Origin of the sequence: Gilliamella sp. B2969 (assembly GCF_026536195.1) — a bacterium.
Taxonomy (GTDB): domain Bacteria; phylum Pseudomonadota; class Gammaproteobacteria; order Enterobacterales; family Orbaceae; genus Gilliamella.
The window spans coordinates 66,028-89,193 of the sequence record NZ_JAFNOP010000011.1 but is presented as its reverse complement, the minus strand read 5'-3'; the positions used below and the strand labels follow the sequence as shown (position 1 = coordinate 89,193).

The 23,166-nt window shown below is 36.0% G+C and carries 17 protein-coding genes and 1 pseudogene; 4 read left to right on the top strand and 14 right to left on the bottom strand.

Annotated features, from left to right (window positions below):
* Window positions 1-3: 3 nt before the first annotated feature.
* Window positions 4-1,428 carry a replicative DNA helicase gene (dnaB, locus tag J3U66_RS10825; RefSeq protein ID WP_065798771.1) on the top strand — a complete coding sequence of 475 codons (1,425 nt, stop codon included), beginning with the start codon at window positions 4-6 and terminating at the stop codon, window positions 1,426-1,428.
* Window positions 1,429-1,491: 63 nt separating this feature from the next.
* On the opposite strand, the gene J3U66_RS10820 is transcribed toward dnaB, so the two are convergent.
* From J3U66_RS10820 to J3U66_RS10795, 6 genes and pseudogenes are all read right to left on the bottom strand, one after another.
* On the bottom strand, window positions 1,492-2,328 hold the full coding sequence (locus tag J3U66_RS10820; protein ID WP_267348954.1) for a metal ABC transporter permease: 837 nt from the start codon (window positions 2,326-2,328) through the stop codon (window positions 1,492-1,494).
* Window positions 2,325-3,191: a metal ABC transporter permease gene (locus J3U66_RS10815; RefSeq protein WP_267333397.1), complete on the bottom strand. Its 867-nt coding sequence runs from the start codon at window positions 3,189-3,191 to the stop codon at window positions 2,325-2,327. Before J3U66_RS10815 ends, J3U66_RS10820 begins: the two co-directional genes overlap by 4 nt.
* Window positions 3,192-4,088, bottom strand: a complete 897-nt coding sequence (locus J3U66_RS10810) for a manganese/iron ABC transporter ATP-binding protein (protein WP_267348953.1) — start codon at window positions 4,086-4,088, stop codon at window positions 3,192-3,194.
* Window positions 4,088-5,011, bottom strand: a complete 924-nt coding sequence (locus J3U66_RS10805; protein WP_267343507.1) for a metal ABC transporter substrate-binding protein — start codon at window positions 5,009-5,011, stop codon at window positions 4,088-4,090. The genes J3U66_RS10810 and J3U66_RS10805 overlap by 1 nt, the downstream gene beginning before the upstream one ends.
* A gap of 379 nt (window positions 5,012-5,390) precedes the next feature.
* Window positions 5,391-7,652, bottom strand: a complete 2,262-nt coding sequence (locus J3U66_RS10800) for an autotransporter outer membrane beta-barrel domain-containing protein (RefSeq protein WP_267348952.1) — start codon at window positions 7,650-7,652, stop codon at window positions 5,391-5,393.
* A 343-nt stretch (window positions 7,653-7,995) separates the two neighbouring features.
* Window positions 7,996-8,316, bottom strand: a pseudogene (locus J3U66_RS10795) (autotransporter outer membrane beta-barrel domain-containing protein); the annotation flags it as partial.
* A gap of 175 nt (window positions 8,317-8,491) precedes the next feature.
* Here J3U66_RS10795 and J3U66_RS10790 point away from each other — a divergent pair.
* A complete protein-coding gene (locus J3U66_RS10790; protein WP_267333402.1) occupies window positions 8,492-9,412 on the top strand; it encodes an L-lactate dehydrogenase in 921 nt (306 codons plus the stop codon).
* Window positions 9,413-9,582: 170 nt separating this feature from the next.
* On the opposite strand, the gene J3U66_RS10785 is transcribed toward J3U66_RS10790, so the two are convergent.
* The 8 genes from J3U66_RS10785 to ilvG all read right to left on the bottom strand — a co-directional run bounded on the left by J3U66_RS10785 (window position 9,583) and on the right by ilvG (window position 20,643).
* Window positions 9,583-10,083, bottom strand: a complete 501-nt coding sequence (locus tag J3U66_RS10785) for a CbrC family protein (protein ID WP_267333403.1) — start codon at window positions 10,081-10,083, stop codon at window positions 9,583-9,585.
* 2 nt (window positions 10,084-10,085) lie between these two features.
* The gene (locus J3U66_RS10780; protein WP_267348950.1) at window positions 10,086-10,958 is read right to left on the bottom strand and encodes a hypothetical protein; all 873 of its coding nucleotides are present in this window, start codon (window positions 10,956-10,958) and stop codon (window positions 10,086-10,088) included.
* Window positions 10,959-11,373: 415 nt separating this feature from the next.
* Window positions 11,374-13,743 carry a membrane-bound PQQ-dependent dehydrogenase, glucose/quinate/shikimate family gene (locus tag J3U66_RS10775; RefSeq protein WP_065634917.1) on the bottom strand — a complete coding sequence of 790 codons (2,370 nt, stop codon included), beginning with the start codon at window positions 13,741-13,743 and terminating at the stop codon, window positions 11,374-11,376.
* A gap of 389 nt (window positions 13,744-14,132) precedes the next feature.
* Window positions 14,133-15,674 (bottom strand): threonine ammonia-lyase, biosynthetic, encoded by a 1,542-nt coding sequence (gene ilvA, locus J3U66_RS10770; RefSeq protein WP_267333406.1) that lies wholly within the window; start codon window positions 15,672-15,674, stop codon window positions 14,133-14,135.
* 1 nt (window position 15,675) lies between these two features.
* A complete protein-coding gene (gene ilvD / locus J3U66_RS10765) occupies window positions 15,676-17,526 on the bottom strand; it encodes a dihydroxy-acid dehydratase (protein ID WP_267333407.1) in 1,851 nt (616 codons plus the stop codon).
* A 114-nt stretch (window positions 17,527-17,640) separates the two neighbouring features.
* On the bottom strand, window positions 17,641-18,570 hold the full coding sequence (locus tag J3U66_RS10760) for a branched-chain amino acid transaminase (protein ID WP_267333408.1): 930 nt from the start codon (window positions 18,568-18,570) through the stop codon (window positions 17,641-17,643).
* A gap of 160 nt (window positions 18,571-18,730) precedes the next feature.
* Window positions 18,731-18,964, bottom strand: coding sequence for an acetolactate synthase 2 small subunit (ilvM, locus tag J3U66_RS10755; RefSeq protein ID WP_267343504.1), 234 nt, complete (start codon window positions 18,962-18,964; stop codon window positions 18,731-18,733).
* Window positions 18,964-20,643 carry an acetolactate synthase 2 catalytic subunit gene (gene ilvG, locus J3U66_RS10750; RefSeq protein ID WP_267348949.1) on the bottom strand — a complete coding sequence of 560 codons (1,680 nt, stop codon included), beginning with the start codon at window positions 20,641-20,643 and terminating at the stop codon, window positions 18,964-18,966. Before ilvG ends, ilvM begins: the two co-directional genes overlap by 1 nt.
* Before the next feature lie 715 nt (window positions 20,644-21,358).
* On the opposite strand from ilvG, the gene J3U66_RS10745 reads away from it, so the two are divergent.
* Window positions 21,359-21,808, top strand: a complete 450-nt coding sequence (locus J3U66_RS10745; RefSeq protein ID WP_267333411.1) for a hypothetical protein — start codon at window positions 21,359-21,361, stop codon at window positions 21,806-21,808.
* Window positions 21,809-22,231: 423 nt separating this feature from the next.
* Complete coding sequence (locus J3U66_RS10740) at window positions 22,232-23,119, top strand: SDR family oxidoreductase (RefSeq protein WP_267333412.1); 888 nt, start codon at window positions 22,232-22,234, stop codon at window positions 23,117-23,119.
* Window positions 23,120-23,166 lie beyond the last annotated feature (47 nt).

Below are 23,166 nucleotides of genomic sequence, written 5' to 3'. Positions count from 1 at the left end.
GCAATGAATACTGATGATATCAATTCCAGTAAAGATGATAAAAATAAAGAAACAAAAAAATCAAAACTGCATAATATCAAATTGCCACCACACTCTATTGAAGCAGAACAAGCCGTGCTTGGCAGTTTAATGCTTGATAATCAACGATGGGATGTTGTGGCTGAAATGATTACTGAGCGCGATTTTTATTCTCGTCATCATCAATTAATTTTTTCAGAAATGCATACTTTGGTCGGTAAAGGTACGCCGATTGATTTAATTACACTATCGGAAAGTTTAGAAAGTAAGGATATTCTTGCTGATGTTGGCGGATTTGCCTATTTGGCTGAACTTTCAAAAAATACCCCAAGTGCAATTAATGTCGTTGCTTACAGTGATATTATTCGTCAGCAAGCGATTTTACGTGAACTGATTAGCGCATCAAATGATATTGCTGATAACTGTTATGCAACTGAAGGGCGAGATAGTAGCGAAATTTTAGATCTAGCCGAAAGTAAAATATTCCAAATAGCGGAAAGCCGAACAAAACAGGGTGAAGGACCAAAGAGTATTACCGATGTACTCGAGGCAACGGTTGCCAAAATTGAAGAGCTCTTTCAGCGTCCACACGACGGAGTGACAGGTGTTTCAACCGGATTTATTGATTTAGATAAGAAAACAGCTGGTTTACAACGTTCAGATCTTATTATTATTGCAGCAAGACCATCGATGGGTAAAACGACTTTTGCTATGAATTTGTGTGAAAATGCAGCAATGATGCAAGAAAAGCCTGTGCTGATTTTCAGTTTAGAAATGCCCTCAGAACAGATTATGATGCGTATGTTGGCATCGCTCTCTCGGGTTGATCAAACACGTATTCGAACAGGTCAGCTGAAAGATGATGATTGGGCCAGAATATCGAGTACGATGGGATTGCTTTTAGAGAAAAAAAATATCTATATTGATGATTCATCGGGACTTACCCCTATGGAATTACGCTCAAGAGCAAGACGTATTTATCGTGAACATAAAGGTTTGAGTATGATTATGGTCGACTATTTACAGCTTATGCGTGTTCCTAATATGTCTGAAAATCGAACCTTAGAAATCGCTGAAATTTCACGTTCTTTAAAAGCATTAGCGAAAGAATTACAGATTCCTGTTGTTGCTTTATCACAACTTAATCGTAGTTTGGAACAGCGAGCAGACAAAAGACCGGTTAACTCGGACTTACGTGAGTCAGGTTCCATTGAACAAGATGCCGATGTGATTATGTTTATCTATCGTGATGAAGTTTATAATGAGGCTTCAGAACATAAAGGTATTGCCGAAATTATTTTAGGTAAGCAACGTAATGGTCCTATTGGTAAAGTCAGATTAAAGTTCCAAGGCCAGTTTTCGCGCTTTGATAATTACGCCGATTCAAGTAAATATTTGGATGACGAGTAATTACTTTTATATTGCTAATATAGATGCGCAAATGGTTGATTTTAAACATTTGCGCAAGTTCAGTTAGTTTTGTGTTCTTTTATAAACGACATATCGATAAACCTGTGCTATAACAAAAATAATTGCTTGTAAAATAACAATGCAGGCACTGGTGGATGCGTCTGAATAGTAGCTAATCAATGTGCCTGTCAATGTTGAAAATACCGAAACGATAACAGCAATAATCAACATCATATCAAAACGTTTAATGAGTAAAAATGCAGTAATGCCAGGGGAAATTAACATGGCAATCACTAAAATCACCCCAGCAGCTTTGAGTGAACCGACTATGGTTAAAGCAAGAACACTGAGCAAACCATAATGTAATAAGCGAACGGGTAATCCGATCACTTGAGCCTGTATTGCATCAAAGCAATATAGCATAAGATCTCGACGTTTTATAATGATTAAAATTGAAACTGTGGCAGCAATTAAGATGATTTGTTTTAATTCATCGTAACTTGTCCCAAGCACACTGCCAAATAAAATATGATTTAGATGTTGTGATGTGTCGACTTTTGAAAAAAGCACTAAGCCAAAAGCAAACATGCCTGAAAAGACAATGCCCATTACCGTATCTTCTTTAATTCGGCTATGTTCTTTAATGTAGCCAGTTGCCACAGAGCAACATAAGCCAGAAACAAATGCACCAATGATAATTGGAATGCCTGCTAAATAAGCTAACACAATCCCAGGTAATACAGCATGCGAGATGGCATCGCCCATTAATGACCAACCTTTTAAAACCAAAAAGCAAGAAAGTAGTGCACAAACTATACCTGTTGCCATGGCGGCTAAAATAGCACGCTGAATAAGGGGCAAGGTTAATGGATAATAGATAAAATCCCATAATTCTGTCATACATTTGCCCCTTTCTTTAACTTTGATTGTTTTATTTTTCGCTTATTAGAAATTAAGCCTTGTCTAGGTGCAAATAAAAATGCAGTCATAAAAACTAAGGTTTGTAGTGTAACAATTACACCACCGGTTTCACCATTGAGAAAATAGCTAATCCAAGCACCTATTGCACTGGTTGATGCACCAATCACGACCGAAATAATTAATAGATGTGAAAAACGATTCGTTAATAGGTAAGCCGTTGCGCCAGGGGTGACGACCATTGCGATAACTAAAATTGCGCCCACCGTTTGCAAAGCGGCTACTGTGCAAGCACTTAAAATGGTGAAAAAAAGAATTTTTAATTGTAAGGGTTTTAAACCAATTGATCTGGCATGAGTTTCATCAAAGAAAACAACTAACAAATCTTTCCAAAACAACAGTAATAGTATAAATGACACTAAAATAATAATTTGTACTTGCCACATATCACTATCGTCAATGCCAAGAATATTACCAAAAATGATAGTTTGCACATTAACGGAAGTTGGATTGAGTGAAATAATTAACAGGCCGACAGCAAAAAAAGTAGAAAAGATAAAACCAATAATTGCATCTTCTTTTAATCGAGTAATGGTGCGCACAATAATAATGGCCAGTGCGGCAAGTAATCCTGTAAAAAAAGCGCCGACAGAATAGGGTAGCCCAAGTGCATAGGCACCGGCAACACCTGGTACTACTGAGTGGGAAAGTGCATCCCCCATTAGTGACCAGCCTTTTAGCATTAAAAAAGCCGATAAAAACGCACAGGCGGCCCCTACAATGCTACTTACCCAAATGGCTTTAAACATAAAGCTATAAGTAAAAGGTTCAAGTAGGAATTCCATTTATTGTTGTCCTTTTGGTTCATTACCTTGCTGTTCAACAAGTAAATTTTGATGAGGTGAATCATCCTTACCTTCACCATAAAAAATCGCTGCACGTTCGTCATCGGTTAGTATCGATACTTTACGCGGATCTTCGTCTTCATGTAATTGAGCACCAGATAGACTTAAATAACGTAATGCACCACCAAAGGTTGTCATTAAATTCTGAGGAGTAAATGTGGTTTTAGTTGGACCAAATGCCAGAACAGTTTGATTAATCAACACCACCTGATCACAAAATTCAGGCACACTGCCTAAATTATGGGTTGATACTAAAATTAAATGCCCTTCTTTACGTAGCGCTTTAAGCAAATCAATGATTGCATTTTCTGTTTTAACATCAACACCGGTAAAGGGTTCATCTAATAGCAATACTTTTCCTTGCTGAGCCAATGCTCGAGCTAAAAAAACACGTTTTTTTTGCCCACCTGAAAGTTCACCAATCTGTCGATGTTTAAAATCAAGCATATTGACGCGTTCAAGTGCAATATCAACTTGTTTTTTATCTTCCTGACTAGGAATACGAAAAAAAGACATATGCCCGTATCGTCCCATCATCACAACATCAGAAACTAAAACGGGGAAGTCCCAATCAACTTCTTCAGTCTGTGGAACGTAAGCAATGATATTTTGCTTTAATGCCTGCCTTACTGGAATATTATTAAATGTTACGCGTCCTTGAGTTGGTTTGATTATTCCCATAATACTTTTAAACAAAGTCGATTTACCGCTTCCATTTACGCCAACAAGGGCACATATAGTGCCGCCATTGAGCTTAAAACTGGCATCATGAATTGCGGTATGACCATTATTATAAGTCACGGTAATATCATCAACATTTAGGCAAATTTGAGTCATTATTTTTCAAATCCTTTAGCTATTGTTTCAACAGTAACTTTTAATAAATCAATATATGTAGGTACAGGCCCATCTTTTGTTGATAAAGAATCGACGTATAAAACGCCTCCATATTTGGCACCGGTTTCCTTGCTTACTTGTTTTGCTGGTTTATCTGAAATGGTACTTTCGCTAAATAATACAGGAATGTTTTTTGCTTTGACTAAGTCGATAAGATTTTTAACTTGTTTTGGTGTTCCTTGTTGTTCTGCATTAATGGGCCATAAGTAAGCTTCTTTTAGATTATAATCTCGAGCTAGATAGCTAAAAGCCCCTTCACTGGTTACTAACCAACGTTGAGCATCAGGAATTTTAGTTAAACGTTCACGCAGTGGAGCATCAAGCGCTTTTATCTTGGCAATATAGTCAGCTGCATTTTGGTTATAAATATCAGCATGTTTAGGATCATATTTAACAAACGCTGCGCGAATATTTTCTATATAAGTTAAAGCAAGTGTCGGAGACATCCAAGCATGAGGATTTGGGTTACCTTTATAACTACCTTCTTGAATTGGCATCGGTTCAATCCCTTCAGTAACTACAACAGAGGGCACATCTTTAATATCTTCAAAAAAACGTTTAAACCATAATTCTAAGTTAAGACCATTCCATAATACTAAATCAGCAGAAAGGGCTTTAGTAATATCTTGTGGTGTCGGATCGTATTCGTGGATTTCGGCTCCCACTTTTGTAATCGATTCAACATCAGCGGCATCACCGGCGACGTTTTTAGCCATATCTTGGATCACGGTAAAAGTTGTCACGACTTTAAATTTTTTTTCGGCTGCTTGGGCTGAACAAAATAGTCCAGCAATTATAATTAACGATGACAGTATCGTCCTAAATACTGTTTTATTATTGTTATTGAATAAATTAAATTCCATTATCAGCTCCTGTTGTATAACATACTAGAAATCAATTAAATAGTAACAAAGTCGTGAGTTGTTATATCTGATATAATCATTAGAAATAGTTATCTTTTTTTACATAAATATTATTATTTAAATGTTAATGAGAATTATTATCATTTAAATAATAAATGTCAAATTATTTTTACTTAGCGGGAATAAATATTTCACCATTTATCTATATGAATTCATTCTAAATAAAAACGTTGTAAAATAGCAGACTATGTTCTCTATTTGAGCAATAGATGATACGGTAAGAAACTTGCTGATTTATTGAGATAAAAATCACATTCATATGATTTAGAATGTGATTTTTAATTTTCATATTATAATGCGGCTTTATGGTCTGGTTAGATTAAAAAGAATAACGGTAACCACCATTTACTTGTAGTAAATTAAATCGATTACCCGTAGAGCTTTCAACATCAAGGTAAATAGTATGTGCTTTATTAACTTGAGCACTTACACCTATGCTGTTATTCCACCAGTTTCCTTCAAATGAATGGCTCTCTTTATTTCCATTTAGTTTGTAATAAGTGTCGCCATCAAATTCCCGAACAATGCCTGTTTTAGCATAAAGGTTAATGTTGCTATTTTCGGTATTGACTTGATAACCAAACAATGCAGAAGCACGACCAATTAATGAGTTATAGTTACCTAATTTGACGTTAAGCCCGTTGGTTGCATTAATTGATGTACCATTTTGGTGGCTATAAGCGATTTGCGTTTGTGGTTCAATATAAAAATCGTTGATTTGATATTTTTTACCTAGCTCTAATGATACGCCAAGTCCATTGGTATGACCGGTACCCTGAACGCGATTATCAGCAGTATCTTTCACTTTGAAATGATTTTTTTGACGTGCATATTTCGCTACACCATCTAGGTAAAAACCACTTTCATCTAAATACGTTGTATAAAGCCCTGTATTAAATGATCTTAAAGAGCCGTCGCCTTTACGGTAGTCAGGATCACCATAAGTTTGACCAACAAAAGCACCAATAACAAACGGCGTGTTTTCTGATAACTGTTTATCGGCACCGAACTGGAATCCATGATAATTCATGTCAAACTTACTTAATTTTCCGCTCGAAAATGAATCTAATTTTCCAGAAAAGCCCCTTAACCAAACATCGCCAAACGTACCACTATTCCGCATATCACCTAATCGTTTCAGTAATGTTTGTGTTTCAACATAACTCATTAAATAGTTGGCATTAAGGAATCCAGCACTGGCATTTGCTGTTGTTGTAATTTGTGGTTTTGAGCTTGTGTTATTATCCGGTTTTTTATTATCATCTGGATTAGGATTAGGATTAGGATTAGGATTAGGATTAGGATTAGGATTAGGATTAGGATTAGGATTAGTAACCGTGTTACTATTACTCGTTAAGACCCAATTATTCCCATCTTTATTTATATTATAGACATATCCACCCAGTTCAATGGCATGAGTCGTTTTAAATTCGGCATTACTGATAGCATTTTCAGCTATTTCTACTAAAGTTAATTTTTCTTTACCATTAGTATTTGCTGCGCCATTATTAATCAAATTAAGAGTGTGATGGCCTTCAGCTGAGTTTTTGATAATGAGTTTATCACTTTTTTCAGCAGCGATATCGGTACTCATTGTGAAATTTAATGCACCTTTTAGGTTTTCAACAGTTAAATTTTTGAAAGAAGGCGATCGAGCCTGAGTATTGTGATCAAATGTAACCGACCCCGCACCTGATAATTGCGTGATATAGGAATTAAAATCTTCGTCTTCCTCTTCTTCATCATCTCTATCGAGTATATTCCAAAGGGCGCCTTTACTTAGATCAATATTGATAAATCCGGGATGGGCTTTTCCGTCATCTGTATCTGAGTCTAAAAATTGATCACTACTGTCTGCTGTACCAATAAATTGAGAATTTTCTGCTAATTTCAAATTGATGGTTGCATTGCTAAATGCATTTAAATTACCTTCAATTCTAGAACCTGATATTAGATCAAGGTCTATTAAACTATTTTCATCAGATTCAATATCTCCTTTGATCATTGATCTATTTTTGATGGTTATTGTTCCTGAACCATTGGCTTCAAGATCACCAATAATATGAGATTCTCCATTAACTATTACTGATCCTCCAGGACTAAAAATAGCAGAACCTCTCTCATCTGGATCTTGGCTGTTGGTCATACTTAATCTTGTTGTACCATTGAATATAACTGTACTAGAATTTAGTGCAACTACAGCGTCATCATAATGTGCACTTTCTAAATTAACAGTAACATCATTATTAAATATAGTTAACGTAGGTTGTTGAGGTTCTCTGGTATCAGATAGCCCTACTTTAATACCAGTGAAATCAGAGTGATTTACATTATTAATATCCTTTTCAGAAAGATTTACCGTTACTTTGTTGTCAAAAGTAACATTGCTTCCTTCTGAAATTGCAATCCCAAAAAACGAATCGCTGTATAGGCCAGCTCCATGTTTACTTACTGAGTGAGTTTTTGGAACATTTATTTCTTCGGTAATAACTTGATTTCCATTTACATCTAAACCCCATGTGGTCAATGGTGTAAATAATCCTAAACCCAACACTATTTTTATGTTTTGCCTTAAATTCATTGTTCTATTCCTTATAATCATAATACAGAATCAAGTGATGAAAATTTACTCAAATGGGTCAAATAATACACGATTATTCAAGTTTATAAAGACATTTTGTGCTTTACTTTTCTTTACAAAAGATAGGAGTAAAATGAAGAATAAAAACTAATTTATCGATTTCAATAATTAGGCATACTAAATCCTATGAAAGGATTTAGTATGTTTTATAACATCAATTTTCTGTTTATCCATGTTAAGAAACTTATAATTATTGAGAAAATAATAAAAAAATCACATCCATATGATTTAGAATGTGATTTTTAGTTTTCATATTATAATGCGGCTTTATGGTCTGGTTAGATTAAAAAGAATAACGGTAACCACCATTTACTTGTAGTAAATTAAATCGATTACCCGTAGAGCTTTCAACATCAAGGTAAATAGTATGTGCTTTATTAACTTGAGCACTTACACCTATGCTGTTATTCCACCAGTTTCCTTCAAATGAATGGCTCTCTTTATTTCCATTTAGTTTGTAATAAGTGTCGCCATCAAATTCCCGAACAATGCCTGTTTTAGCATAAAGGTTAATGTTGCTATTTTCGGTATTGACTTGATAACCAAACAATGCAGAAGCACGACCAATTAATGAGTTATAGTTACCTAATTTGACGTTAAGCCCGTTGGTTGCATTTAATCATCGATTCTAAAAAACTTTGTTTTGGGATACTAACTACGATCTACAATCATTCAATAAATCATTTCGTTATAATTAATCAAATCTTGAATCTTAAAAAAACAGGAGTATAACTAAATCTAATTGTGAAATTTTTAAACTAAAATTAGGTAGGTTAAAGATGAAACTTCGTAAAGTGATGATTATTGGTGTTGGCAATGTCGGTTCAACAACCGCTTATACTTTTGTTAATCGTGGCATATGTGAAGAGATAGCGCTGGTCGATCTTAATAAAGATTTAGCCTATGGTCATGCTCAAGATCTTTTGGATGCAGCAGCTTATCGGCAAAATATGATCAAAGTGAGTTTGCGTGAATCGACCGATTGTGCTGATATTGATATTGCGATTATTACAGTAACTTCAGGATTAGCGCAAAAAAGCCGTGATGAGGAGCTTGCAGGCACATCTAAAATTGTGGAAAGTATTGTGCCGAATATGATGAAAAATGGCTTCAAGGGTATTTTTTTGATAGCAACCAATCCTTGTGATGCAATTACTTATCAAGTCTGGAAACTATCAGGTTTACCTCGTCATCGAGTTATTGGTACAGGAGTTTGGCTTGATACCGTGCGATTACGTCGCTTACTAGGTGAGCAGATGGATATAGGACCACAAAGCATCGATGCCTTTATAGTTGGTGAGCATGGTGATTCGCAGTTTCCGGTTTGGTCGCATTCTTCGGTTTATGGTATTAATCTTAATCAACTTGAAAAAAATAAAATTGATTTTGTTGATATTGGGACTAAAGCAAAAAATAAAGGTTTTGAAATCGTTAAATATAAGCATTGTACTGAATATGGTATCGCTAGTACCATTACTGAAATTTGTCAGCATATTTTTACTAATAGCCATCGAGCCTTAGCGCTTAGCTGTGTTTTAGATGGGGAGTATGGCTATAAAGATGTCGCTATAGGGGTACCGGCAATTTTGGATCAACATGGGATTAAAAAAGTGATTCAACTTGACTTTAACGAAACCGAGAAACAGCTGTTTGATAAAAGCATTAATATTGTGAAAGGTTATATTCGACATATTAATTAATCTTATTAGGTTTCTATTTTATGCCATACCTTTATCAGCAACAGAGCGATATCAATAAGCGTGTTGTCTGATTCTATTTTAAGCCGATTGATAAATCGGCTTCATCGTTTTGTACAATTTGATTTTTGATGATTGGGTAAATTAACTTCATGAAAATGGTGTATAGCTATTTAGTTGCAATCAATATGCAATCTTTTCTTACCACATTGAACACACTCAAATAGATAACCAGTCAGTGAGCCATCTTTGGATAATGACGTTCTTAATAACTCCTCTGGGTAATCAATATCATCTTTAATCTCATCAAAATAGGGAATAATTTCTGCAAATCCGACATAACCGATAAATGCACAAGGCTCATTACAATGCGTTAACCATACTTCTTGCTGCCATGATGAATAACTGGGTGTTTTTAATATGAGCTCGTCAAGCTTTTCAGGCGGCAGCTCATCTATACTGTTATCATCATTGAATTGACCGTGATATTTTTTTGCCGCAGAACCGTCAGCAATACACCATGGACAGATATATTCAGGCTCTTCTTGGCTGTAAAGCGGTAAGTCATATTTTATTGAACGAATTTTATGACAAACCGAGCAAATCCCATCTTTTTGACTAAAAATATCTAGCTGATAAGCGTTGGGATGATATTTAAAAGTAGGTAAACACATACTTAATCCTCAATAATACCAATTTTTTTTTGTAATGTTTTCAATTCAGCAGAACTTAGAAAATAATGAATAGAATTTTTAATATAATTAGCTATTTGTTTATATGTTTGCAAATTTTCGGATACCGGATAACAATCAATATAGTTGCTAAAAGCCACGATATCAGCAACATCGGCAAACTGTTGTTTGGTAAGTTTATTCAAATATTGCTTTAAATTTTTAGTTTGACAGTTAACAGGAGGGGCTTGTAAGTAAAATTGATTGTCATGAAATTGATAAGTTAAATTAATCGTTTGTTTATATTGATAGATATTGTCTTTAACTTCTGCTACATAACCAAGTTCATAAACTGCGTCTAGTTTAATATGAAATAGTTGATCTTTAATCGTGGATGAAAAGAAAAACAAGTGATCTTCATGTCCAGTTTTTCCCGCTATCATTAATTCATCTAGAAATTTTCCATTTTTGTCAAAAGCATTAATTAATTTGATATCTTCGTTGATACCTTCGCCTATACTATCAAAAGTTAAATCATAGAGTATAAATTTGATATCATCCATTTCAAAGCGACCAATCGCTTTTAGATCTGTTAGCGTAAAATAATTGTCGGTTTGAACAGTTGGTTTATCATAATAGCGATAATCATCATCATCGAAATGAAAAAATTTACTATCAACATATTTTCCGGTGCTGATATTTTTGCTATCAATAGGCATGGATAATATCGGTAAACTTTGATAGAAGTCAGCAAAGGAATCAAAATGCTCACGTTGGTTATAATTTAAAGCGTTATTATTGGCAAACACCATATGCGTATTACACAGAGTAAAACAACAAAATACCGCTATACATAAGCTTGAAACTATTTTTTTCATTTCCTATAAAATCCATTTTTATCACTAAAGATTCACAATTTGTGCAGTAAAGACTATGTCATTATAAGGTGATAAGTTTATCATTTCTGCAATGATTTATTCGAATTACTATTCATTCAAATTAGGACATTACTTTTAACAAAAAATTCATATTTATTTTATTGATCGATATTGAAGTAGTTAGCAATAGGAGAATTGTTTAAAATTATAGAAATAATCGAAAATAGATTTTGTGATAGCGGCTATTTCGCCAATCAGTTTAAAAAAGGTTTGTGTTTTAGTTAAATACCATAGTTGAATTAAACTGTTTAGATTTAATAAATTCGCTGATAGTTTATTTTATCTGCCATTATATCGATAAAACTATACGATATAATGGCAGTTATTATGAGGCTAAAACTATTTTAGCTAACAACTATTTTTTATCAGGTAAAGCATAAGCAATAACATAATCGCCACGAACTGGTGATTGTCTTGCTCCACTTGCTGAGATGACAATATATTGTTTACCTGTTTTAGGTGATACATAGGTCATTGGTGTACCTTGGCTACCGACGGGTAAACGTGCTTTCCAAATTTCTTCCCCGGTCACAGAATCAAATGCTCGAAGATAGAAGTCTTGCGTTGCAGCAAAGAATAATAGACCCGATTTAGTTGCCATTGGTCCACCGATGGTTGGCATGCCAATTGGCGCAGGTAAATGCATTGGGATGCCTAAAATACCTGTATCCATGACTGTACCTAAAGGTTTTTGCCATACAATTTGTCGAGATTTAAGATCGATGGCTGTCATGGTTCCGTAAGGTGGTTTTTGGCATGGAACACCTAAGGCAGAGGTAAATCTCAAACGCATCGCACCAAATGGCGTTCCTTTTTGTGGCACAATACCCATTTCAATACCGCTAGCATTTTTAGGGATATTATCTTGAGGGATCATCCAGTTAGTTAAACCAATTCGCATATCATTAACAAACATTAAGTTGGTTTGTGGATCAACCGCGACACTGCCCCAGTTCATGCCACCTAAAGATCCTGGATATTGCAGCGTTTTGGTCATATTCGGTGGTGTAAATAAACCATGATAGACAGAACCGGCAAAGTCAATTCGGCAGAGTAATTGATCATAAGGTGTCGCACCCCACATATCAAATTCAGTCAAGGTTTCGTTACCAATTGATGGCATACCTACTGAGAATGGCTGAGTAGGGGAGTAATATTCACCTGCTACATCACCTTTTGCTACAGGTTTTTCTTGAACTTCAGCAACAGGTTTACCGGTCTGACGATCTAACATGAAGATCTGACCTGATTTTGTTGTTTGGACAATAACTTTTGTAACGCCACCTTTTCCATCAGGAATATCGTAGAGTAAAGGTTGTGATGGTAAGTCATAGTCCCATAAATCATGATGTGCTGTTCTAAATTTCCAGCGAATTTGTCCCGTTTTACGGTCTAGCGCAACAATTGATGAGTTATATTCATCATCGTATTTTGTTCTATAGCCACCGAAGAAGTCAGGTGTTGCATTCCCTGTTGGTGCATAAACAAGATCAAGTTCTGGATCATAAGCTGTCGTCGCCCAGACGTTTACTGTGCCGCGTGTATAGGTTTCATTAGCTGGCGGAACATCAGTAATATTTGGATTGCCTGGATCCCATGCCCAAACTAATTTGCCTGAATGGACATCAAAAGCACGAACAACGCCACCTGGCTCATTAACTGAGAAGTTATCAGCAACGCGGCCACCAACAACAATCACATCTTTCGCTACTAAAGGGGCCGCTGTTGGCTCATAATAACCCGGAGGAATATCGCCCATATCTTTTTTCAGATCAACAACGCCTTGTTCACCAAAATCTTCACACAATTTACCGGTATTTGCATCAATCGCCATCAACCTAGCATCAATTGTGTTCATGATAATACGTGCCGAACACGCTTTTGCATTATTACTGGCATCGTCTAACGTTTTTTGGTCTTCATAGTAGGCTAATCCACGACAACGTTGCCAGTTAGGTGAAGTCGCTTTAGGATCATAACGCCATTTTTGTTCGCCACTATCAGCATCTAATGCGATAACAACATTTGTTGGTGTACATAAATAGACATTATCGCCAATTTGTAAAGGTGTCTCTTGGTCTTCTGGACCTGATCCACTATTAGAAGGAATATAACCTGTGTGATAAGTCCAAGCAACTTGGAGATCTTTAACATTTTGTTTAGTGATTTGATCTGCACCTGAAAAACGCGTGCCTTTAGTCGTATTAGCATATTGCTTCCAATCTATAGGCGCATCACTCGGATCGAGTTTATTATTGGCTAAAGGGACGGGATTTGTAATAACATTGTGTTCTTTGAACATAAAGCCAAGCGCAATGCCCATTAAGACTAAAATAAATATCCCCAATTTATAACCGCCATTACCAGCAGTCGTATCGCCAGTTTCTTTTTTCTCAAGCATTGGATAGGCAAATGCAATAAGCATTGCAAAACCTGTAAATACCATTAAGCGCGAGAAAAGCGGCCAGAATTGTAAGCCAACCTCATATAAAGCCCAAATTAAGGTTAATGCGTAAGCTAAACCATATAGCCAAGCCCCTTTGGTACTTTGTCTAAATAATAAAAGCGAAGTGATTATTTGTACTAATCCCATAATCGCAAAATACCAGCTACCGCCTAGTGCGATCAATTTAAATCCATAAATTGTACAAAATAAACCGCTCGCTAATAAAATAATGGCAACTAGCCATAAATAAAATTTACGGGCACCTGCAATTTTTATCATGAATTATCCTTATGTTGTTAAGTGTTACTTTTTTAACTCATCTTTTTGCATAAACATTAGATGAAAATAACTATTTTCATCTATGATAATTAACAAAATTGAGTTATATCCTATTGATTAATATTAATGAATTAGAAGATAAATATCCCTATTCACATTCCAACTAGACTTGAAAAATTGTTGTATAAACATTCTACTAATATGCACTGAATAATTAGGGGAATCAATAGGCAAAAGATGATATTTTTACTTTAAAATAGACAATTAAAATTCGGCTAAATTTTTTATTTGTTACTGTTAAAATAAGTTATATTTAAGCAAATATACTTTAATGTTATCTTAATAGGATTACCCAATAATTTTTGGGTAATCCTTATTTTTAGTAAAAATTACGATTGATTTGTGAGGAAAAGTTTGAGTGATGGGTTGTGCGTTTCATTATGAAAATCGTAACCCAATTCGGTTAAATGTTGATTAAACTGATTATAGCTACTTTCATCGATTTCAAAAGCGGCAAGCACTCTTCCATAATCGGTGCCATGACTGCGATAATGGAACATTGAAATATTCCAATTTGTGCCCAATGTTTGCAAGAATTTAAGAAGTGCGCCTTGTGATTCAGGAAATTCGAAACTGTATACTTGTTCTTCAATATGTTTACATGGTTTGCCGCCAATCATATATCGAACATGTAATTTAGCCATTTCATCATCGGTTAAGTCAACTACGGCATAACCAGCAGAAATTAATTCCTGCATAATTTCATCTTTTTCGTCACTTTTAGTAATTTTAACACCGACAAAAACGCATGCTGATTGTTCATCATGATAACGGTAATTAAATTCAGTGACTGAACGTCCACCTAACAGTTGGCAAAATTTCAAAAAACTACCTTTCTTTTCTGGAATCGTCACAGCGAGAAGGACTTCGCGTTTTTCACCTAGTTCACAGCGCTCTGATACATAACGCAAACTATGAAAGTTCAAATTAGCTCCAGATAAAATATGAGCCAGGTTTTCGCCACAAATATTGTGCTTGGCAACATACTTTTTCAATCCCGCTAGCGCCACAGCACCTGACGGTTCGGCAATGGCGCGTACATCGTCAAATAAATCTTTTACCGCTGCACAAATTTCGTCACTATCGACAGTGATAATATCATCAATGTACTGTTGACAAAGTCTAAATGTTTCATCGCCTATTCGTTTAACGGCAACCCCTTCAGCAAATAAGCCTACTCGATTTAAATCAACAGGTTTACCTGCATCAAGAGCCGCTTTTAAACATGCGGCATCTTCTGGTTCAACCGCAATCACTTTGATTGAAGGCATAATTTGCTTAATTAATACTGCAATGCCCGCAGCAAGTCCACCGCCTCCAACAGGGACAAATATGCGATCGAGTTTAGCATTTTGCTGTAGTAACTCCATAGCAATACTTCCTTGTCCGGCAATCACTAAGGGGTGATCAAAAGGCGGGATAAAGACGCGATTTTGTTCTTCAACCAGCTCTATTGCTTTGGCTTTTGCTTCATCAAAATTGGCGCCATAAAGTAATACCTCACCACCAAAACCTTTTACCGCTTCTACCTTAATGTCAGCGGTGGTTAATGGCATCACAATTAGGGAGTTTATCCCTAATTTACTCGCCGATAGCGCAACGCCTTGTGCATGATTACCAGCAGATGCTGCAATTACACCTCGTTTACGTTGTTCTTCGGTCAGGCTTGCTATCATAGCTTGAGCACCACGAATTTTGAAACTGTGGACTAATTGGCGATCTTCCCGTTTAACAAAAATTTGGTTATGTAACCTTAAAGAAATCTTTTCCATTTTTTCAAGCGGGGTCACTTGTGCAACATCATAGACTGCTGAACAAAGAGTCGCTTTTAGATAATCTGCACCAGTGAGCTTATTCTCTTCTTTTTTCACATTAGCCACCTAATTTACTTTTATCACGAACCGCACCTTTGTCGGCACTTGTTGCTAAACTCGCATAGGCTTTAAGGGCGAATGATACATAGCGATCGCGATCATGAGGCGTAAAGGCTTTATCGCCACGTTCCATTTCAGCCACTCGGCGTCTTTCAAGTTCAGATACAGGAACATCTAACACTAATTTACGGTTTGGAATATCAATATCGATAATGTCTCCATCACGGACTAATCCTATTAACCCACCATTAGCCGCTTCAGGTGAAATATGACCAATGGATAGGCCAGAAGAACCGCCAGAAAATCGACCATCAGTAATAAGTGCACATTTTTTGCCTAATCCCATTGATTTTAAATAGCTGGTCGGATAAAGCATTTCTTGCATGCCAGGTCCACCTTTTGGTCCTTCATAGATGATTACAACTACATCACCTTCAACAACTCGCCCTCCCAAGATTGCATCAACCGCATCTTCTTGGCTTTCGTAAACTTTAGCAGGGCCGCGGAATACTAAGTTTTCAGCCGCAACGCCAGCTGTTTTAACAATTGCGCCATCTTCTGCAAGGTTACCATAAAGTGTGGCAAGACCTCCATCTTGGCTATAAGCGTGTTCTTTGTCGCGAATACAGCCATTTACACGGTCATCATCTAAACTATCCCAATAGCAATCTTGTGAAAATGCTTTCGTTGTACGAATACCGGCAGGGCCGCTTCGATACATTTTTTTCACTGATTCGTCTTTGGTTTGGGTGATATCATATTGTGCAAAGGTTTCGTGTAAAGAGAGTCCTAATACATTGTGAACATCACGATTAAGTAATCCAGCTTTATCAAGTTCAGACAAGATAGAGACAACACCGCCGGCTCTATGTACATCTTCCATATGATACAGCGCTGTACTTGGCGCAACCTTACATAAATGCGGGACTTTACGAGATAATCTATCAATATCCGACATAGTAAAGTCGATTTCACCTTCTTGCGCAGTGGCAAGTAAGTGTAACACCGTGTTGGTTGAACCCCCCATAGCGATATCAAGAGACATGGCATTTTCATAAGCCGATTTGGTTGCAATAGAACGCGGAAGGTAAGATTCATCATCATGTTCATAATAACGTTTCGTGATTTCAACTATGCGTTTAGCTGCTTTTAAAAATAGCTGTTCGCGCTGTTTATGCGTTGCAACTAACGATCCATTACCCGGTAATGAAAGTCCTAAAGCTTCAGTTAAGCAGTTCATAGAATTTGCGGTGAACATGCCCGAGCATGAACCACAAGTTGGACAGGCAGACTCCTCAATGGCTTTACTATCAGCATCACTGACATTTGGATTTGCGCTTTGAATCATGGCATCAACTAAATCTAACTTAATAATTTGATCTGAAAGTTTAGTTTTTCCTGCTTCCATTGGACCACCAGACACAAACACCGTTGGAATATTTAAACGAAGTGATGCCATTAACATGCCTGGTGTGATTTTGTCACAGTTTGAAATACAGATCATGGCGTCAGCACAATGGGCATTAACCATGTATTCTACAGAGTCAGCAATTAATTCTCGTGATGGCAGTGAGTAAAGCATCCCACCATGACCCATGGCGATACCGTCATCGACAGCAATTGTGTTAAATTCTTTAGCAATGCCACCACATGCTTCAATTTCTTTTGCTACCAGTTGACCTATATCTTTTAAATGAACATGCCCCGGTACAAATTGTGTGAATGAGTTGACCACCGCAATAATAGGTTTACCAAAGTCTTCATTTTTTACGCCTGTTGCACGCCATAAGGCACGGGCACCCGCCATGTTGCGACCTTCTATAGAGGTGGCTGAACGATATTTAGGCATTTCTTGCTCCCAATTTTTTTATGTAAGCGACCGATTCCTATCGGTTGATAATTTTGTATCGTAACTTTAAAAAGCCAATCCACTAAAATGAATTAGTGGATTAGAAAATGACGTTTATTTAACTGGATCTAACCAACCATATTTATCTTCGGTTTTACCGTTAAATAAACCAAAGAAAGTTTGTTGGATTTGTTTTGTGATTGGGCCACAACGACCAATACCAACTTGGATTCGATCAACACTACGTACTGGTGTGATTTCGGCCGCGGTACCTGTCATAAATACTTCGTCAGCAAGGTATAGTGATTCACGTGAAAGTGTTTGTTCACGTACTTCAATTCCTAGATCATGTGCAAGTTTGATGATAGCATCACGAGTGATCCCTGGTAGGGCGGATGATGATAGTAATGGGGTAAATAGTATGCCGTCTTTGACGATAAATAAGTTTTCGCCTGAACCTTCAGAAAGCTGGCCGTTTACGTCTAACGCGATCCCTTCTTGGAAGCCATTAGCTCGAGCTTCTGATCCGATAAGTAGTGATGATAAGTAGTTACCCCCCGCTTTAGCCGCTGCTGGGATGGTATTTGGTGCAAAACGATTCCATGATGATACCATTGCATCAATACCTTGTTCTAAGGCATCTTCACCAAGATAAGCGCCCCATGGAAACGCCGCGATCATCACGTCGGTTTTGTAGCCGGCTGGTGGAATAACGCCCATGCCAACATCACCAATAAAGACTAAAGGGCGGATGTATGCACTTTCAAGATTATTTTTTTTGATGACTTGGCGAGTTGCTTCCATGATCTCTTCTAGCGTATAAGGGACTGGAAAACGATAAATCTTGGCTGAATTTAATAATCGTTGAGCATGTTCTTTATGACGAAAGATAACTGGGCCTTTATGTGTGTTATAGCAACGCACACCTTCAAAAACAGAGGTACCATAATGCAAAGCATGAGACATGACATGTATTTTTGCATCAGCCCATGGAACCATTTCACCATTCAACCAAATATAATCAGATTTCGCTGTAGTACCCATTTTGTTTTCCTCTCAATTTTACTTTTTGTTAAGCAAGTATGTTGCTTTATCTTTATTCTTTTAAAGGTCAAGCATTATACTATTAACTTTGTTTAACTTTCTAAATATATCTATATTATTTTTAATTATTATTTCATCGACAGTTATCGATGAAACAAATTCATATTTCAACTGAAATTACATCCACTAATTTGTTAATTTGATTGCATAAAGCTGCAACGCTGCGTTCGGTGGTGCATGTCAACACTAAGGCAAAAATATGTTGATCTTCAATTTGCATTGTTAAGTTTTCAATATGCGCACCACGATGACGTATGACACGTAAAATACGCTCTAGTGCCCCTAAATTGTCATAAGCTTTAATGCATAGCTGCTGTTTCGTTCTTTCACTCATCATTTATTGTTTCCCTTTTTATCTAACATATTTTCATTAGATGCACCAGGTGGTACTAATGGCCAAACGTTTTCTAATTCATCAATGCAAACATGCAATAAATAAGCATTAGGCGAATTTAGCATGTTAGTTATTGCTGGTTCAATTTCAGATTTTTTTGTTATTTTTTCACCAGTTATATCAAATGCTTTGGCTAACATTAAAAAATCGGGATTATCAGATAAATTAGTCTCACTATAGCGTTGGTTAAAAAATAACTCTTGCCATTGCCTTACCATACCTAAACGTTGATTATCAATTAAAACAATTTTTATCGGTAACTTTTTGCGTTTAATTGTAGTGAGTTCTTGAATATTCATCATGATAGAACCATCACCAGAAATACAAATTACACTGTCATTAGGTCTGGCGAGTTGAGCGCCAATTGCCGCAGGTAATCCAAATCCCATGGTACCGAGTCCACTTGAAGTAATAAAATTTTTGGGATCATTAAACTGCATATGTTGTGCTGTCCACATTTGGTGTTGACCGACATCAGTTGTTACAATTGTAGTTGGCGACTTTCGCTCAGATAGCGTTTTTAATAATGCTGGTGCATAAATTGGATCGCCTGGATGATCATAGCGAGTGGGATATAGGTTTTTCAATTCTTGGATTTTGTTATGCCAGTCACCTATTGCAACAGCTTGATGAATTGATGGTAGAACGCTTTTTATATCACCTTGTAACCCTAAGTGGGTTTGTTTTAATTTATTAATTTCAGCTTGATCAATATCAATATGAATCACTTTGGCATGCCGAGCAAATTCATTTAAATTGCCCGTGACCCGGTCATCAAATCTTACGCCTAAAGCAATTAATAGATCACACTCTTGCACAGCTAAATTAGCTGCTTTTGAACCATGCATACCAATTAACCCTAAATAATAAGGATTATTGATATCAGCCGCGCCCAAACCTTTAAGTGTTGATACACTCGGTATTTGAGTAAAATTCATAAACTGTCTAAGCTCGTCAATCGCGCCAGATAAACCAACTCCACCCCCAATATATAGCATAGGTTTTTTAGCTTGGGATATCATGGTTTTAGCGAGTTCAATGTCAGCAGGAGAGATATTGGATTTTGAAGTATTATTAAGATTAAGATGAGTTGTGATTGGCGATAAATATTTTTGATAATTAAGATCTGCAAGCTGAATATCTTTAGGAACATCAATAAGTATTGGTCCTGGCCTGCCTGAATTGGCTAAATAAAAAGCCTCTTCTAAAATATTGGGTAAGTTTTCTGCTTGATCAATTAAATAACTGTGTTTAGTACAAGCTAATGATAATCCTAATACATCCACTTCTTGAAATGCATCGGTACCTATTAGTTTATTTGGAACTTGTCCTGTTATCGCAACAATCGGTACCGAATCAATCAACGCATCAGCAAGTCCGGTAATGATATTGGTTGCCCCTGGTCCTGATGTTGCAATACAAACGCCAATTTTACCGGTGGCCCTGGCATAGCCTATGGCTGCCATAGCAGCGCCTTGTTCATGGCGGCATAAAACATGTTCAATACCACCATCATAAAGCGCGTCATAAAGAGGCATAATTTGTCCACCAGGATATCCAAAAACGGTAGTTACGCCTTTTTCTTTTAAGGTTTTTACTATCCACTGTGTTCCTAACATTTCTTCCTCACTTATTCTATTCTGCTTGTTTATTATTCATAAAAAAACCCCCGCTTTTGGGGGCGGGGGTTTTAATTCTATGTATGAACATATTTTTACATCGAAAAACGCCCCCGCGCAGGAATAATGACCACGCTGACTAGGATATTAATGAGGACGTTTTTACGTAAAAAGTTCATAAGCTTATATATTAAAATTATGTCATTTTCAAAAAGTTATTTTTAACAAAATACTCGTTTTTAAAAAAAGTGCAACTTTTTTTTAATCAATGCGTATAGCTTGTGAAAAATTCTGCTCAAACGTGGTAACAATAACGTCAGCTAGTACGATCAATTAATTCAATTGTTGTCTCTATTCAATGAAATAAAAATAGATTAATATAAGATTAGCTTAAACAGTAAAAAATTTTTTGTCACACATCAATAATAGTCGTTTATAGTTAACTTTTAGCTTAGTCACAAATTATAAAGCAGTGATTTTATCGATTAACGATAGCGTGTTAAACGTTATTTTTAATTAAACATTATTTCAGAATCAAAACTAAGTAATTCTAATAATTATTTTTTAATCATATTAATACGCCATTTTAGCGATGTTTCATTGCTGTTTTATTAACAATATTTTCTAACGTTCTTCATTATCTTTTCAAAGAAGACTGCATAAAATTTATATACAAAAGTATCGGTTATTCAGTAATTTAAAGGGAAAGACAACTATGACGAATTTTAAGATAATTCCTTTGCTATTAATGTGTTTTTTGTTAATTAATTGTGATAACAAGAAAAAAAATTCACCTTCAAATAAGAATAATAATGCTAGTTCATCACCAAAGGAAAATAACACGGTTGATGATTTAGTTATTAATCCTGTTAAAAAAAAATTACCCATATTTGTTGATGCACTTACCACTTTGGTTGATATTTACAAAGAAGATGACGTTATTAATTATAAATACGAAGTAAAAGATATGTCTAAATATGCTCTCTTATTACCAACGACTCAAGATACGATTCGGGATAAATTGCTTAGAACTTATTGTAGTGATAATGACGAAGTGAAACAGCTAAAACATTTTTTTCCAAATGGTGCAAATTATCATTATTATATTGATGATCAAGAAATAATCATCGTTGAATTACAACCTGATGACTGTGACGAAGATTAAATCGGTCACGTCTAATTTCTACACAGAAAGAGAGATAGTATATTTATGCTTATAGACAACATTTTTAGTTTTAACAAACTGACGAATTCAAATAATAACAAGCTAATGTAATTGGTTATATCTGGCTTAATATCAATTTATTTGCTAGACTAAAAAAGAATAATATATCACCAATAAATAATTCAACGTTTAATATTATTCACGGTCCTATTAACCTGCCAAGGATAGCTATCTATAACAATTCACCCAATATTCCATTCCTACATGAGGGTGATGATATAAAAACAAATAGTAAGTTTTACCATCACATATATTTAATTTATTTACTGCATAATTTTTCGAAATAGTATTTTGTTTTATCTTAATGATTTTATTAAGTTATTTTGATTTATAAAAAACGTATTTAACTTAGGAGAAAAAACGATGAGTGAACAAATTTATAATCCAACAACAAAATATCACCATACAAAATTTCAAAAGCAAAAACAAACCGCGCCCGCGCTACAATGTGATATGAAACCCATTCCTGATTGCGGTGAAAAAAGTTACCAAGGGCACCAACGTTTAGCTGGTCGAAAAATGTTAGTAACCGGTGGGGATTCTGGCATAGGTCGTGCTGCGGCAATCGCTTATGCTAAAGAGGGCGCTGATGTAGCAATAAACTATCTTCCGTTTGAACAAAAGGATGCTGAGGATGTTGCTAAAGTAATTGAATCTGTTGGCCGCAAAGCGGTATTGATTCCAGGTGATTTAAGTGATGAATCTTTTTGTAAAAAACTGGTTAAACAAGCGCATGATAAGCTTGGTGGATTAGATAACTTAACATTGGTTGCTGGCAAACAAACTGCAGTTGAAGATATTGCGAAATTGACCACTGAGCAAATTGTAAAAACCTTTGAAATAAATGTATTTTCATTATTTTGGGTAGTTAAAGCGGCGTTAAATTATTTAAAACCAGGCTCAACAATCATTACTACATCATCAGTTCAAGCATTCCAACCGAGTGGAAATCTTCTTGATTATGCTTCAACCAAGTCTGCTATTATTGCCTTTTCTCGTGGACTGGCTAAACAATTGGCAAGTAAAGGCATTCGTGTGAATTGTGTAGCCCCAGGCCCTGTTTGGACACCATTACAAATTTGTGGTGGGCAGCCAAGTGAAGCGATTCCAGAATTTGGTAAACAAACACCTTTACAACGCGCTGGTCAACCTGTTGAACTGTGTGGCGTGTATGTACATTTAGCAAGTGAAGAGTCCAGTTATACTACAGCCGAAACTTATGGCGTAACAGGTGGTTATCACACTAATTAATCCATAACTGCCATGATAAGCAGATTGATTTATCAACCATTAAAAAT